Below are 12,357 nucleotides of genomic sequence, written 5' to 3' on the forward strand. Positions count from 1 at the left end.
CCGCTCGCACAGGGTCGCGGATCATGGTCCAGGCCGTTGTTTGATCGCGTGAGTCACGCGCTAGGCCATCGCGCCGCGGGCGGCGACCGGCCAGAGGCATTCCACCCGGCCCTGCCGCACCCCGACATACCAGTCGTAGCGGTCGATGGTCGGGTCGCAATGCCCGGGCACCAGGCGCAGCTTCTCGCCCAGCCGCGGCGCCTCGCCGCCCTCGACCAGCAGCTTGCCATGCTCGTCCGAGGCGCCGGCATAGCGCAGCCCCGGCCGGCCATGCACCAGCGGCAGGCCGCTATCGACCGCCACCGCCTTGTGCCCGGCATCTACCACCGCGACGCACTCCAGCGCCCGGCTCATCACCGTCCCCAGCACGAAGAGCGCCTGGCGGAAGGGCGGCGGCGCCTCGTTCCGCGCATAGTCGGCATCCATGAAGGCGTAGGAGCCGGCCTGGATCTCGGTATAGACGCCGCTCGCCGCCTCCAGCGCGAAGGTGCCGGTGCCGCCGCCGCCGACGATCTCGCAGGCGAGGCCGCGCTGGCGGAGCTGCTCCACGGTGCGGCGGGTGACCTCGACCGCATGGCCGATCGCCGCCTCGCGCTCCGCCGGCGTCCGCTTGTGCTGGGCGCTGCCGTGGTAGCTCTGCAGCCCGCCGAAGCGGAGGTGCCGGCTGGCGGCGATGCGCTCGGCCAGCGCCACCGCCGCCGGCCCTGGCGAGACGCCGCAGCGCCCGGCGCCGCAATCGATCTCGACCAGCACCGGGATGCGCACCCCGGCCGCCTCGGCCGCCGCCGCGATGGCGGCGACCTGCGCCGGATCGTCGGCGCAGACGGCGATGCGGGCGATGCGGGCCAGCGCCGCCAGCCGCGCCAGCTTGGACGGCCCGACCACCTGGTTGCTCACCAGGATGTCCGGCACCCCGCCCCAGGCCAGCGCCTCGGCCTCGCCCACCTTCTGCACGCATTGCCCGACCGCGCCGCGCGCCATCTGCAGATGCGCGATCACCGGCGACTTATGGGTCTTGGCATGGGCGCGCAGCTTCACGCCGGTCGGCGCCAGCAGCGCCGCCATGCTGTCGAGATTGGCCTCGAGCGCATCGAGGTCGAGCAGGAGGGCCGGGGTATCGACCTCCTCCTCGCGCATGCCGGGCTCGGCGGGTGGCGGCTGCAGCATCGGCGTCTCCGTCAGGCACGAAGGGAGGCGGGCCGGTGCGGCCCGTCTCCCCTTCCCATGATCCGCTGCGAGGCCCACCGCAACCATCTCAGGCCGGCTCCCACGCGCCGGGGATGCGCGTCCGGCCGCCGATGGCGCGGTGCATGTCGGCGAGCAGCCTTCGCCAGGGCCTGGGCGGCCACCAGCCGGGGTTGGCCTTCGCCAAGTTAGCGATGCGAAGGAACACCTCGCTGTAGCTTTCGGACAAATCCGGATCGGGCAGGTATTGCGAGGGGGCCGGCAGGGCGCTGTGCAGGCGCAGGCGCCGCGCCAGCACGATGGCCGAGAGCCCCATGATCCGCACGCCGCGGCGGAAGGCGCAGCAGAGCCGGTAGTCGAGGCGGGCGAGCGGGCTGCCGGGCGCGGCCGTGGCGAGCGCCCGGAGCAGCCGGGTCCAGAGGCCGGCGCGGGTCCAGCGGCGGTAGCAGCGGGCGATGGTGGGCGCCTTGCCGAACTCGGGCGGCAGCATGCGCCAGGGCGCGCGGCCGCCGCCCTCGGTGTTGGGGCGCTTCAGCATCACGGCGCGGAAGATGGCGTCGAGCCGGGCGCGGGGATCGGGCAGCGGCCGGCCGGGCGCGCCGGGGGCGTGCAACCCGCAGCCGGTGGCGGCGAGGTGCGGGACGAGGGCCTCCCATTCGGCATCGGTGAGCGGGGCCCAGCCGTGAGGGGCGGTGTGGCAGGTGAGCGGGTCGAGGTAGAGGCGGCGGACGAGGTCGTGGCGGAGGAGGAAGTCGGGCGGCAGGAGGGGGGTGGGAGCTGGGGGAGAGCGGCAGCGGGAGGGGCGAGGCATGGCGGCGATCCCGAGGAGCAGGCGGGATCGTAACGGATTATAGGAAAAAATTCAACGCAGCGTTGCAGCCGCCGCCCTGGCCGACATGCCCTCCTCCCGGCTCCAGCCGCGAGGCAATGGGCCTCGGTCGATCCCATCGAACGGCCTGCGCCGGGGGGGTGCCTGGGGGAGGCGGGCGCGGGGAGTGGCCGATCGATGGGTCGAACCGAGGCGTACTAGACCCCGGGACGGCAGGGGGTTGGGGAGACGTTGCCGTCCGGGTTCGAGAGAACGAAACCAGAAAATGGGAAAACTTGCAAGCGTTCCTTTGCCGCCCTTCCCAGGCCTCTCCCCCGGGCCCCTCCCCGGGTCCCTCCCCGGGTCCCTCCCCGGGTCCCTCCTCTGGGCCCCTACCCCTCCGCCACCCGCAGCGCCGGCCAGCGCTCCCGCCAGCGCTGCGCCCGGCAGCGTGCGGCGAAGACCGCCCGCTTCGCTGGTAGCCGCGCGAAATCAGGCGTCGGCCGCACCAGCATCGCCATCAGATCGGCGAGGCCCCAGGGGGCGGCCACCTCGACCCCCTGCTCCGTCCGGCGGGCCAGCACCGCCGTCGCGGTCTCCGGCCAATGCGCCGCGGCGTCGCGGGTATCGGCATAGGGCGCATCGCCGTTGCGCGCCGCCATCCTCGCCTGGTTGCGCACCGACCAGGGCAGTCCCGGCCGCATCCGGCGCAGGGCGTCCTCGGCCGCCGCATCCGCCTCCGGGCCGGCATTCGCCGCGAACCAGACCACGTCGATATCGCCGGGCGGGTTGCGGCCCGGGGGAAAGCCCGACAGCGCATCCCAGGCGGCGTTGCGCAGCAGGCCGGCGTCGATCCAGGCATCCGGCAGGCCGAGCGCCGCGACCGCCCGCAGTGGCTCGCATAGCCGCGCCTCGCCGGCGATCAGCCCGGCCAGCCAGGCAACGCCCTCCCGCGATCTGCTCCAGAGCCTTTTCCGTTCACCTGCGGTCACGGCGAATGCTCCAGCCTTCTGTTTTCAGGGCATCTTCACCCGTTCGAGTGTTCCCACTCGAATGGGATCTGCTCTAATCGGCATCATCCGGCCGGTACGCCGCCAGCAGCAGGAACATCGGCCGGTCCAGCTCCGGTTCCAGCGCCGGCTCGGCCGCAATCTGCGCCGCGTCGGGGGCGAATTCCTCCAGATGGTCGAGCACCAGCCCGGCGCCGCGCAGCGCCGCCAGGATCGTCCCCAGCATGCGGTGCTGCTTCACCACCTCGGCGCCGAGCCAGCGCACCTGCCGCCGCCCCTCCCGCGCATAGCCCTCGAGCGGCCAGATCCGCTGGCCGCTCGCGTCCTTGGTCCAGCCGGGATGCGCCGGCGCGGTGTAGACCGGATGCTCCATGGAGGCGACGAAGCGGCCGCCGGGGCGGAGCGCGGCGCGCATCCGACCGAGCAGGCCGGGAAGGTCCGCGACGTAGTGCAGGGCGAGCGCGCTCCAGGCGAGGTCGAAGGCGCCCTCCGGCAGCGCCGCGGTCTCGAGATCCTCCTGCTGGTAGGCGATGCCGGCATCCCCGGTCATCGCGCGGGCGCGGGCGAGCATCGCCGCCGAGAGGTCGATGCCGAGCACGCTCGCCGCGCCCGCGGCGCGGGCCCAGCGGGCGAACCAGCCATAGCCGCAGCCGAGATCGAGCACCGCGCGCCCGGCAAGCGGCGGCAGCAGGGCGCGCAGCCGCGGCCATTCCGGGGCGCCGTCCAGCCCCTCCACCGAGCGGCGCAGCCCCGCATAGGCGGCGAAGAAGTCCGGGTCGTCATAGATGATCTGCGGCATGGGCGGCCTTGTCCTCGCGCGGCGGCCTCCCGGCGCCGCGCGACGGCAACGCCCGAAGCGGCCGATCGGCGCATCGCGCGGCGTCGGTCAACCGCCGCGCCGCCGCCGGCCTTCTGCCGAGCGCAGGACATTCCGGCCTGCGGCCCGCCGGGCTGAGCGCCTGGCATTTGAGAGGCACGAAGGTGAACCCTTCGTGCCCTCGGTATCAGCGCGTGGTGTAGCCGCCATTGGCGAAGATGGTCTGGCCGGTGATCCACCAGCCCTCGGTGACGAGGAAGCGCACGATGGGCGCGATATCCTCGATCCGGGTCAGCGCGCCGCCGATCGCCTGGGATTTGTGGTAGGCGATGGAGGCCGCGTCCTCGGCCGGGTAGAAGAAGGGCGTGTCCATCGGCCCCGGCGCGACATTGACCACCGAGATGCCGCGCGGCGCGAATTCCTTGGCCGCGGCGCGGGTGAAATGCTCGACCGGGGCCTTGGCGCCGGCATAGGTCGAATAGAGGCCGGTGAAGGCGGCGAGCAGCGAGGTCACGATGGTGACGATGCGGCCATTGTCGTTCAGCCGCCGCCCCGCCTCCTGCAGGAAGAAATAGGCGGATTTCGCGTTGACCGCGAACATCGCGTCGTATTCCGCCTCGGTGGTCTCCAGGATCGGCTTCTTCAGCACCCGGCCGACGGTGTTGATGGCGATGTCGATGCCGCCGAGCCGCTCGGCCGCGGTGTCGAAGAGGCGGGTGACGTCGGCGATCCGGGTGAGGTCGCCCTGGATGGCGAAGCCCTCGGCGCCGGCGGCGCGCACCGCGGCCACCGTCTCCTCCGCCGCCGCCCGGCTCGCCTCGCTGTTGTAGTGGACGGCGATATTGGCGCCGTCGGCGGCGAGCTGGCGGCTGATCAGCCCGCCCAGATTCTTGGCCCCGCCGGCGATGACCACGTTGCGGCCCTTGAGCCCGATGGCTGGCATGGCGCGTCTCTCTCTGGCTGTTGCGTGACCGGGAGACTCGTCCGTCGCGTTGGCCGGATAAATCCCCGCCATCTGGTTTCACTGTTCGGTCTTGCTGCATAATCGTCGCGGGGAGGCGCGGATGGACCGGCTGGCGGCTATGGAGATCTTCCTGCGGGTGGTCGAGGCCGGCAGCTTCGGCCGCGCCGCTGACAGCCTCGGCCTGCCGCGCTCCACCGTCTCGCTGCGCATCCGTGCGCTGGAGGCGCATCTCGGGACGCGGCTGCTGCATCGCACCACGCGGCGGATGCGGCTGACGCTCGACGGCGAGGCCTTCCGCGCCCGCGCCGAGCGCCTGCTGGCCGATCTGGCCGAGACCGAGGCGCTGTTCCGGCCGCCAGGCGAGGCGCCGCGCGGCCGGCTGCGCATCGACGTGCCGGGGCGGATCGGCCGCCGCCTGATCGCCCCCGCCCTGCCAGATTTCCTCGCCCGCTATCCCGGTATCACGCTGGAGATCGGGGTGACGGACCGGCCGGTGGACCTGGTGGCCGAGGGGGTGGATGTCGCGGTGCGGGTCGGGCCGCTGGCGGAGTCGGGGCTGGTGGCGCGGCGGCTCGGCGCGCTGCGGCAGGCGAGCTGCGCCGCTCCGGCCTATCTGGCGCGGCATGGCCTTCCGGCGAGCCCGGAGGCGCTGGTCGCGGCGGGGCATCTGGCGGTGGGCTATGGGGTGCCGCAGGACGGGCGGGGCGCGGCGCTGGACTTCCTTGGCCCGGACGGCGTGCCGATGGCGATGCGGCTGCCGGTCGTGGTCGCGGTGGACGATGCCGAGACCTATCTCGCCTGCTGCCGGGCCGGACTCGGGCTGATCCAGCTTCCCGCCTATGACGCGCGGCCGCTGCTGCAGGCCGGGCTATTGGTGGAGGTGCTGCCAGGCTGGCCGCCGCCACCGATGCCCATCACCCTGCTCTACCCGGCGCGCCGGCACCTCTCGCGCCGGCTGCGCGCCTTCACCGGCTGGTTCGGGACGCTGTGCCGGGCGCGGATGGAGCTGGTCGGCCCGGATCTGGCGGGAACGGAGATGGCCGAGAGGAAGGCGGCGGAGAGGGGCGGCTGAAGCGGGGCGTCAGCCGGGCGCCCCGGCGCGCCAGGCGGGCGCCACCCAGGCGCGGGCCCAGAGCGGGGTCGAGGCGCCGCCCCCGGCCTGCCGCAGCCGCGCCACCCGCACCGGCACGAGCCGGTATTCGGCGCCCTCATAGGCGGTGAGGCGGGCGAACGCGACGGGGTCAGGGCGCAGCACGGCGCCCGGCGTCAGCACGCCGAGGCGGCGGCGCAGGGTGGGATAGGGCGTGCCGCGCAGCGCCACCCGCTCCCAGCCCGGCAGCAGGGCCAGGCGCAGCCGCCGGGCGAGGCCGGGCGCCCCGGCCACGCGCTCCAGCACCAACGGATCGAGCAGCGTGCCATAGAGAAACAGCGGCGCCCCCGCGAGACGCGCAGCGGCTTCGTGGGGATCTAGTGCCCCGCATTCTCCCCGGAGAAGTCCGGCGCGGCGAGGCCGCTGGCGGTGAGCTGCTCCACCAGCATGCCCTTCAGCCGCTCCAGCCCCGCCTCCGAACTCGCCTCGCAGCGGGCGACCAGCACCGCCTGGGTGTTGGAGGCGCGCAGCAGCCACCAGCCATCCGGCGTCAGCACGCGCACGCCGTCCACGTCCTGCACCTTGGCGCCGGCCCCGGTGAGGCGCTCCTTCACCTCCCGCACCACCTCGAATTTCCGCTCCTCCGGGCAGTCGAAGCGGAGCTCCGGGGTGTTGATCACCTGCGGCAGGGCGGCGCGGACGGCGCTGAGCGTCTGCGGCATCCGCGCGATGATGCCGAGCAGGCGCACGGCGGAATAGGGCGCGTCGTCGAAGCCGTACCACTTGTCGGCGAAGAAGATGTGACCCGACATCTCGCCGGCGAGCGGGCTGCCGGTCTCGGCCATCTTCGCCTTGATGAGCGAATGGCCGGTCTTCCACATCAGCGGCGTGCCGCCGGCCTTGGCGATCTCGTCGAACAGCACCTGGCTCGCCTTGACATCGGCGATGACGGTGCCGCCAGGCTTGCTCTTCAGGACGTCGCGCGCCAGCACGACGAGGAGCTGGTCGCCGAACAGGATGTGGCCCTCATTGTCCACCACGCCGATGCGGTCGGCATCGCCGTCGAAGGCGATGCCGAGATCGGCGCCCTCGCGCTTCACCTCGGCGATGAGCTGCTCGAGGTTCTTCGCCACGGTCGGGTCGGGGTGGTGGTTCGGGAAGGTGCCGTCCACCTCGCCGTTGATGACGTAGTGCTCGCCCGGCAGCTTCGCCGCCAGCACCCGGGTGACGTTGGAGCCGGAGCCGTTGCCCGGGTCCCAGACCACCTTGAGCTGGCGGTCGCCGCCATCGTAGTCCTTGAGCAGGCGGGCGACATAGGCCTCCATGACATCGACCTGGTGGTCATGGCCCTCGGTCGAGACGGGCACCACGTCGCCCTCCCGCGCCATGCGGCCGATCTCCTGGATCTGCTGGCCGTAGAAGGGCTTCTTGCCCAGCATCATCTTGAAGCCGTTGTAGTCGGGCGGGTTGTGGCTGCCGGTGACCATGACCGCGCCATCGGCCGAGAAGTGGTAGGCGGCGAAGTAGAGCATCGGCGTGGCGACCAGGCCGATGCGGATCACCTCGAGGCCGCAGGCGCGCAGCCCGGCGACGAGCTGCGGCTCCAGATCCGGGGAGGAGAGCCGGCCGTCATAGCCGACCGCGACCTTGGTGCCGCCGGCGCGATGCACCAGGCTGCCGAAGCAGCGGCCGATCGCGAAGGCGTCCTCCGGCTGCAGCGTCGTCCCGACGATGCCGCGGATGTCGTATTCGCGCAGCACCGTCCGGTCGAAGCTGTGGTGGAAGGCGGTCATGCTGGAACTCTCCGGGTCTGGCGGCCGCCGCGCCGGCCGGGCGCCGCGGGCGCTGCCGGCGGCCCGGGCCGCGTCGATGGTCGCTGAGATGGTCTAATGGATTTCGCGGTGGAATTGCACCGCGAAGGTGGCGCGGGTGTGGCAGGCGCCCAGGCCCCGCAGGACCCCGCGAAGCCGCGCAGCTGCTTCGCGGGGAATGAGAGCGTGATCGCTTGAGGTGGCTCACCGAACAGCGTGACTCACGGGATCAAGCAACGGCCTGAACCATGATCCGCGACCCTGCGTGAGCGGATCATGGTCTAGAGTCGGCCGATGGAGTGGTAGCGGAAGCCCGCCTCGCGCATCACCGCCGGGTCCCAGACATTGCGCAGGTCGAGCAGGATGTCGCCGCGCATCGCCTGGCGCAGCCGCTGCGGCGCGAGGGCGCGGAACTCGTTCCATTCCGTCAGCAGCACCAGCGCATCCGCCCCCGCCGCGGCGTCGAGCGCGCCGGTCGCGTAGTGCACGCCCTCCGGCAGCAGCGCCCGCGCATGGTCCATCGCCGCCGGGTCGAAGGCGCGGATCGCGGCGCCGGCCTCGATCAGGCGGGGGATGACGGCGAGCGAGGCGGCGTCGCGCATGTCGTCCGTCTCCGGCTTGAAGGCGAGGCCGAGCACGGCGACCGTCCGCCCGGTGAGGCTGCCGCCGCAGGCGGCGATGACGCGATCGGCCATCTGCGCCTTGCGCGCCTCGTTCACCGCGATGGTGGTCTCGACGAGGCGCATCGGGGCGCCGGCATCCTGCGCGGTGCGGGCCAGCGCCAGCGTGTCCTTCGGGAAGCAGGAGCCGCCATAGCCCGGGCCGGCATGCAGGAATTTCCGGCCGATCCGGCCATCCAGCCCCATGCCGCGGGCGACGTCGTGCACATCGGCGCCGACCCGCTCGCAGAGATCGGCGATCTCGTTGATGAAGGTGATCTTGGTGGCGAGGAAGGCGTTGGCGGCGTACTTGATGAGCTCCGCCGTTTCGATCCGGGTCGCCAGGATCGGCACCTCGATCAGGTTCAGCGGCCGGTAGAGGCGCTTCAGTACCGCCAGCGCCCGCTCGCCGTCCGGCCCGTCCTGGGTGCCGATCACCACCCGGTCGGGCCGCATGAAGTCGCCGATGGCGCTGCCCTCGCGGAGGAATTCCGGATTCGACGCCACCTCGATGGCGAGGTCGGGCCGCACCCGGCGGACGATCTCCTGCACCTGCCGGCCGGTGCCGACGGGAACGGTGGATTTCGTCACCAGCACCAGCGGGCCGCGCGCCGCCCGCGCCACCTGCTCGGCGGCGGCGAAGACGAAGGAGAGGTCGGCATGGCCGTCGCCCCGGCGCGAGGGGGTGCCGACGGCGAGGAAGACGGCATCCGCCGCCTGCACCGCGGTGGCGAGGTCGGTGGTGAAGTGCAGCCGCCCGTCGCGGCTGTTCTCGGCCACCAGGCTGTCGAGGCCGGGTTCGTAGATCGGGATGCGGCCGGCGCGCAGCGCCTCGATCTTCGTCGCGTCGCTGTCGATGACGCTGACATCGACGCCGAACTCGGCGAAGCAGGCCCCCGAGACCAGGCCGACATAGCCGGCGCCCACCATGGCAATCCGCATCGACGCCCTCCACCGGCGGCGACCCCGCCGCTGGCTCCTCCTGTAGCACCCTCGCCGCCGGCCGACCCGCCGCCGGGCAGCCGCCCGTCACAGCCCGCCCCCACCCGTTGCCCTGCCGCGGCTTCGCCGCCGCAGGCTGTGACGCCCCTGCGACTTGAGGCGACCCCCACCGCGGCGCGCAGCAACGTCGTGGGGCGTTACGTATAGCGCTTGAGGAAGGCCTGCACCGCCGGCGCCATGTCCGGCCGCTCCAGAGCGAAGGCGATCTGCGCCTCCAGCCAGCCCGCCTTGTCGCCGCAATCGAAGCGCCGGCCCTCATAGCGCAGGCCGTGGAAGGGCTGCTGGCCGATCAGCTTGGCCATGCCGTCCGTCAGCTGCACCTCGCCGCCGGCGCCGCGCTCCATCTTCGCCAGATGCCCGATCACCTCCGGCATCAGCACGTAGCGGCCGATGACGGTGAGGTTGGAGGGCGCCTTCTCGACCGGCGGCTTCTCGACCAGCCCCTTGACCGAGACCAGCCTTCCCTTGTCCTCGGCGATGTCGAGCACGCCGTAGCGGTTCACCCGCTCGCGCGGCACTTCCTCGATGGCGACGACATTGCCGCCGGTCTCGCGATAGGCCGCCGCGAGCTGCGCGGTGCAGGAGGTCTCGCAGAGCATCAGGTCGTCGGGCAGCAGGATGGCGAAGGGATCGTCGCCGATGAAGGCGCGGGCGCACCAGATGGCGTGGCCGAGGCCCATCGGCACCTGCTGGCGCACCGTCACCAGGGCGCCCGGCTCGATCTGCTGGGCGCGCAGCTCGGCCAGCTCCTTCGCCTTGCCGCGCTCCTCGAGCGTGCGCTCAAGCTCATAGGCCACGTCGAAATGCTCGACGATCGAGGTCTTGCCGCGGCCGGTGATGAGGCAGAACTGCTCGATGCCGGCGGCCCGCGCCTCGTCGATCGCGTATTGAATGAGCGGCCGGTCAACCACCGGCAGCATTTCCTTCGCCAGCGCCTTGGTGGCGGGCAGGAACCTGGTGCCCAGCCCGGCAACCGGCAGGACGGCCTTCTTCAACGGCTTCAATGCGGACACGTGCCTCTCCTGGCAGTGGCGTCGAACGGGAGCGGCCGGCGCTCCGGGCGCGGGCGGCGAGGAGTGCCACGCGCATCCGGGACCCGCAAGCCTGACCGGCAGGCCTGGCTCCCGGCGCCTGCTCATGCCCGGCCGCGCGGCGCGGGGCGTGGCATGCGCCGGCAGCCTTGACCTGTCGCCATCCGGCCGACAACCCACATTTGCGGGGCAATTGCTACGACACTGTGAGCGGAGTGGGGCACAACTGCGGCAGATCGCCCACACCTCGCCTGGCCCCCCCACCTGCCCATGGGGCGCCACCGGCCAGCTCCGTCGCCTCCCGTCGCCCTGCCGAGGCTTCGCCGCGGCAGGCCATGCCGCATCTCGGGCCCCGAGCGAATCAGGGGGCCTCCGCGGCGGCGCGCAGCGAGGTCATGGGGATAATTAGCTGAGCAGCGCGTCCCGCGCCTGGTTGATCCGCGCCGCCAGCCAGTCGCTGCCGCCCTGGTCGGGATGCGCCGCCCGCATCAGCCGGCGATGCGCGGCGCGGATCGCCGCCGCATCGGCGTCCTCCGTCAGGCCAAGCACCGCCAGCGCCTCCTCCCGCGTCATCCGCCCGCCCGAGGGCGCGCGCGGCCCGGCGCCGCCATCCCCTGCTCCCCCTGCCCCTGCCCCGGCCGCCTCCGCCGCCCGCCAGTCCGGCTCCGCCCGGTCCAGCCAGGCCTCCAGCAGCGGCACGCTCTCCGGATCGGCGCCACGGCATTCGGCGAGCAGGCCGAGCAGCTCGGCCAGGCTCAGCGCGGCGAGGTCGCGCCCCGCCTGCCGGCCACGCCGCACCGTGCCGCTCATCCGCCCGCTGGCATGGTCGAGCCGCATGGCGAGCGTCGCCGTCTCCACCGCCGTCTCGCCCGGCCCGCCCGCCGTCCCGCCGGTCTCGCGGCGGAAGCGCCGGCTGGCCAGCGCCCCCTGCCCCCAGCGCCAGAGCAGCGGCGCGAAGAGGCCGGCGGTCCAGATCGCCTGCGCGCCGCGGCCGCTCAGCAGCACCAGCAGCACCATCGCGGCGCCGAGCGTGGCGCCGCCATAGATCGCGGCCTTGCGGATGGTCTCGACCCGCGCCGTGGCGAAGAGCCGCGCCAGCCAGAGCAGCAGCAGCAGCAGCCCGGCGCCGAGGGCCAGCCAGACCATCGCCGCCTCAGCGCTGCGGCGCCGGCAGCTGGCCGGCGATGCGCTGCGCCGCGCCGCCCGGCAGCCGGACCAGCGCCTGCCGCCCGCCCGCGGCATAGACCGCGACCGCCCGCAGCAGCTCCCGCAGCGCCGCGGCGCTCGCCGCATCGAAGGGCGCATAGGCGCCGCCGGAGAGGCGGGCGACCTGGCGCAGCGCCGCCGCCGCCTCCGGATGCCCGCCCTCGTGGAAGCAGAAGACCGGCGTGCCGTGCAGGCCGAGCTGGCCGGCGACATGGCAGAGCGGATCGACCGCCTCCTCCACCGCGTCGCCGACGAAGACCAGGGCGTTCACCCGCTCGCGCCGCGTCTCGGCCAGCACATGCTCCAGCAGGCGCTGGATCTGGGTCTGGCCGCCGAGGCACTGCACGCCGGCCATGCGCCGCGTCAGCTCGGCGGCATCGGCGAGGAAGGGCGTCGCCGCGAATTCGCGGAAGCCGCGGTAATAGGCGAGCTGGATGGCGAGGCCGCCGAGGTCGCGCGTCGCCCCGAACATCTCGCCCTGCAACTGGCAGGCGCGGTCCCAGGTCGGCTGGCGCGAGGCGGTGGCATCGATGGCGAAGACGAGGCGGCCGCGGCGCCCGGCGGCCGGCCGCGCCTGCGGCATGGCCTCGACGCGCTGCAGGAAGGCCGCGACGGCGGCCGAGGCCGGCTTGTCGGGCAGGTTGCTCATGAAGCGGAGATGGGCCCGGTGCGGCGGCGGCGCCAGGGGGATGGGCGGCGGGGCCGGCAGGGGCGCGGCAGAGGCCGGCGGCGCCTGCCGCCCGGCGCGAATGTCTTTGCCGAGGCGCCAGAGTC

At 73.3% G+C, this 12,357-nt stretch carries 12 protein-coding genes; 1 reads left to right on the forward strand and 11 read right to left on the reverse strand.

Features of this window, described 5'->3' with window-relative positions; translation table 11 throughout:
• Positions 1-60: 60 nt before the first annotated feature.
• The 5 genes from HJG45_RS01275 to HJG45_RS01295 form a co-directional block, all read right to left on the reverse strand.
• Positions 61-1,167: a DSD1 family PLP-dependent enzyme gene (locus HJG45_RS01275; RefSeq protein ID WP_171610260.1), complete on the reverse strand. Its 1,107-nt coding sequence runs from the start codon at positions 1,165-1,167 to the stop codon at positions 61-63.
• A gap of 88 nt (positions 1,168-1,255) precedes the next feature.
• On the reverse strand, positions 1,256-1,996 hold the full coding sequence (locus tag HJG45_RS01280) for a transposase (RefSeq protein WP_171610261.1): 741 nt from the start codon (positions 1,994-1,996) through the stop codon (positions 1,256-1,258).
• Between the two features lie 389 nt (positions 1,997-2,385).
• Complete coding sequence (locus HJG45_RS01285) at positions 2,386-2,985, reverse strand: nucleotidyltransferase family protein (protein WP_368040487.1); 600 nt, start codon at positions 2,983-2,985, stop codon at positions 2,386-2,388.
• A 73-nt stretch (positions 2,986-3,058) separates the two neighbouring features.
• Positions 3,059-3,802: a bifunctional 2-polyprenyl-6-hydroxyphenol methylase/3-demethylubiquinol 3-O-methyltransferase UbiG gene (locus HJG45_RS01290; protein ID WP_171610262.1), complete on the reverse strand. Its 744-nt coding sequence runs from the start codon at positions 3,800-3,802 to the stop codon at positions 3,059-3,061.
• Positions 3,803-4,007: 205 nt separating this feature from the next.
• A complete protein-coding gene (locus HJG45_RS01295) occupies positions 4,008-4,763 on the reverse strand; it encodes an SDR family oxidoreductase (RefSeq protein WP_171610263.1) in 756 nt (251 codons plus the stop codon).
• Positions 4,764-4,884: 121 nt separating this feature from the next.
• On the opposite strand from HJG45_RS01295, the gene HJG45_RS01300 reads away from it, so the two are divergent.
• Entirely contained in the window at positions 4,885-5,856 is a 972-nt protein-coding gene (locus HJG45_RS01300; protein ID WP_171610264.1) for a LysR family transcriptional regulator, read from the forward strand.
• A 9-nt stretch (positions 5,857-5,865) separates the two neighbouring features.
• On the opposite strand, the gene HJG45_RS01305 is transcribed toward HJG45_RS01300, so the two are convergent.
• From HJG45_RS01305 to HJG45_RS01330, 6 genes are all read right to left on the reverse strand, one after another.
• Positions 5,866-6,366: a gamma-glutamylcyclotransferase family protein gene (locus HJG45_RS01305; RefSeq protein WP_368040500.1), complete on the reverse strand. Its 501-nt coding sequence runs from the start codon at positions 6,364-6,366 to the stop codon at positions 5,866-5,868.
• Positions 6,252-7,667, reverse strand: coding sequence for a phosphoglucomutase/phosphomannomutase PgmG (gene pgmG / locus HJG45_RS01310; RefSeq protein WP_171610266.1), 1,416 nt, complete (start codon positions 7,665-7,667; stop codon positions 6,252-6,254). The genes HJG45_RS01305 and pgmG overlap by 115 nt, the downstream gene beginning before the upstream one ends.
• 299 nt (positions 7,668-7,966) lie before the next feature.
• Positions 7,967-9,286, reverse strand: coding sequence for a UDP-glucose/GDP-mannose dehydrogenase family protein (locus HJG45_RS01315; RefSeq protein WP_171610267.1), 1,320 nt, complete (start codon positions 9,284-9,286; stop codon positions 7,967-7,969).
• A gap of 197 nt (positions 9,287-9,483) precedes the next feature.
• On the reverse strand, positions 9,484-10,359 hold the full coding sequence (gene galU / locus HJG45_RS01320; protein ID WP_368040488.1) for a UTP--glucose-1-phosphate uridylyltransferase GalU: 876 nt from the start codon (positions 10,357-10,359) through the stop codon (positions 9,484-9,486).
• Positions 10,360-10,782: 423 nt separating this feature from the next.
• The gene (locus HJG45_RS01325) at positions 10,783-11,523 is read right to left on the reverse strand and encodes a molecular chaperone DnaJ (protein WP_171610269.1); all 741 of its coding nucleotides are present in this window, start codon (positions 11,521-11,523) and stop codon (positions 10,783-10,785) included.
• A gap of 7 nt (positions 11,524-11,530) precedes the next feature.
• The gene (locus HJG45_RS01330; RefSeq protein WP_171610270.1) at positions 11,531-12,232 is read right to left on the reverse strand and encodes a VWA domain-containing protein; all 702 of its coding nucleotides are present in this window, start codon (positions 12,230-12,232) and stop codon (positions 11,531-11,533) included.
• Positions 12,233-12,357: the final 125 nt, after the last annotated feature.

Origin of the sequence: Roseicella sp. DB1501 (genome assembly GCF_013112485.1) — a bacterium.
Taxonomy (GTDB): Bacteria; Pseudomonadota; Alphaproteobacteria; order Acetobacterales; family Acetobacteraceae; genus Paracraurococcus.

Coding starts and splice junctions, on each gene's coding strand:
- HJG45_RS01330 (WP_171610270.1), bottom strand. CDS start 12,232: ATGAGCAACCTGCCCGACAAGCCGGCCTCGGCCGCCGTCGCGGCCTTC.
- HJG45_RS01325 (WP_171610269.1), bottom strand. CDS start 11,523: ATGGTCTGGCTGGCCCTCGGCGCCGGGCTGCTGCTGCTGCTGCTCTGG.
- HJG45_RS01300 (WP_171610264.1), top strand. CDS start 4,885: ATGGACCGGCTGGCGGCTATGGAGATCTTCCTGCGGGTGGTCGAGGCC.
- pgmG (WP_171610266.1), bottom strand. CDS start 7,667: ATGACCGCCTTCCACCACAGCTTCGACCGGACGGTGCTGCGCGAATAC.
- HJG45_RS01280 (WP_171610261.1), bottom strand. CDS start 1,996: ATGCCTCGCCCCTCCCGCTGCCGCTCTCCCCCAGCTCCCACCCCCCTC.
- HJG45_RS01295 (WP_171610263.1), bottom strand. CDS start 4,763: ATGCCAGCCATCGGGCTCAAGGGCCGCAACGTGGTCATCGCCGGCGGG.
- HJG45_RS01275 (WP_171610260.1), bottom strand. CDS start 1,167: ATGCTGCAGCCGCCACCCGCCGAGCCCGGCATGCGCGAGGAGGAGGTC.
- HJG45_RS01315 (WP_171610267.1), bottom strand. CDS start 9,286: ATGCGGATTGCCATGGTGGGCGCCGGCTATGTCGGCCTGGTCTCGGGG.
- HJG45_RS01290 (WP_171610262.1), bottom strand. CDS start 3,802: ATGCCGCAGATCATCTATGACGACCCGGACTTCTTCGCCGCCTATGCG.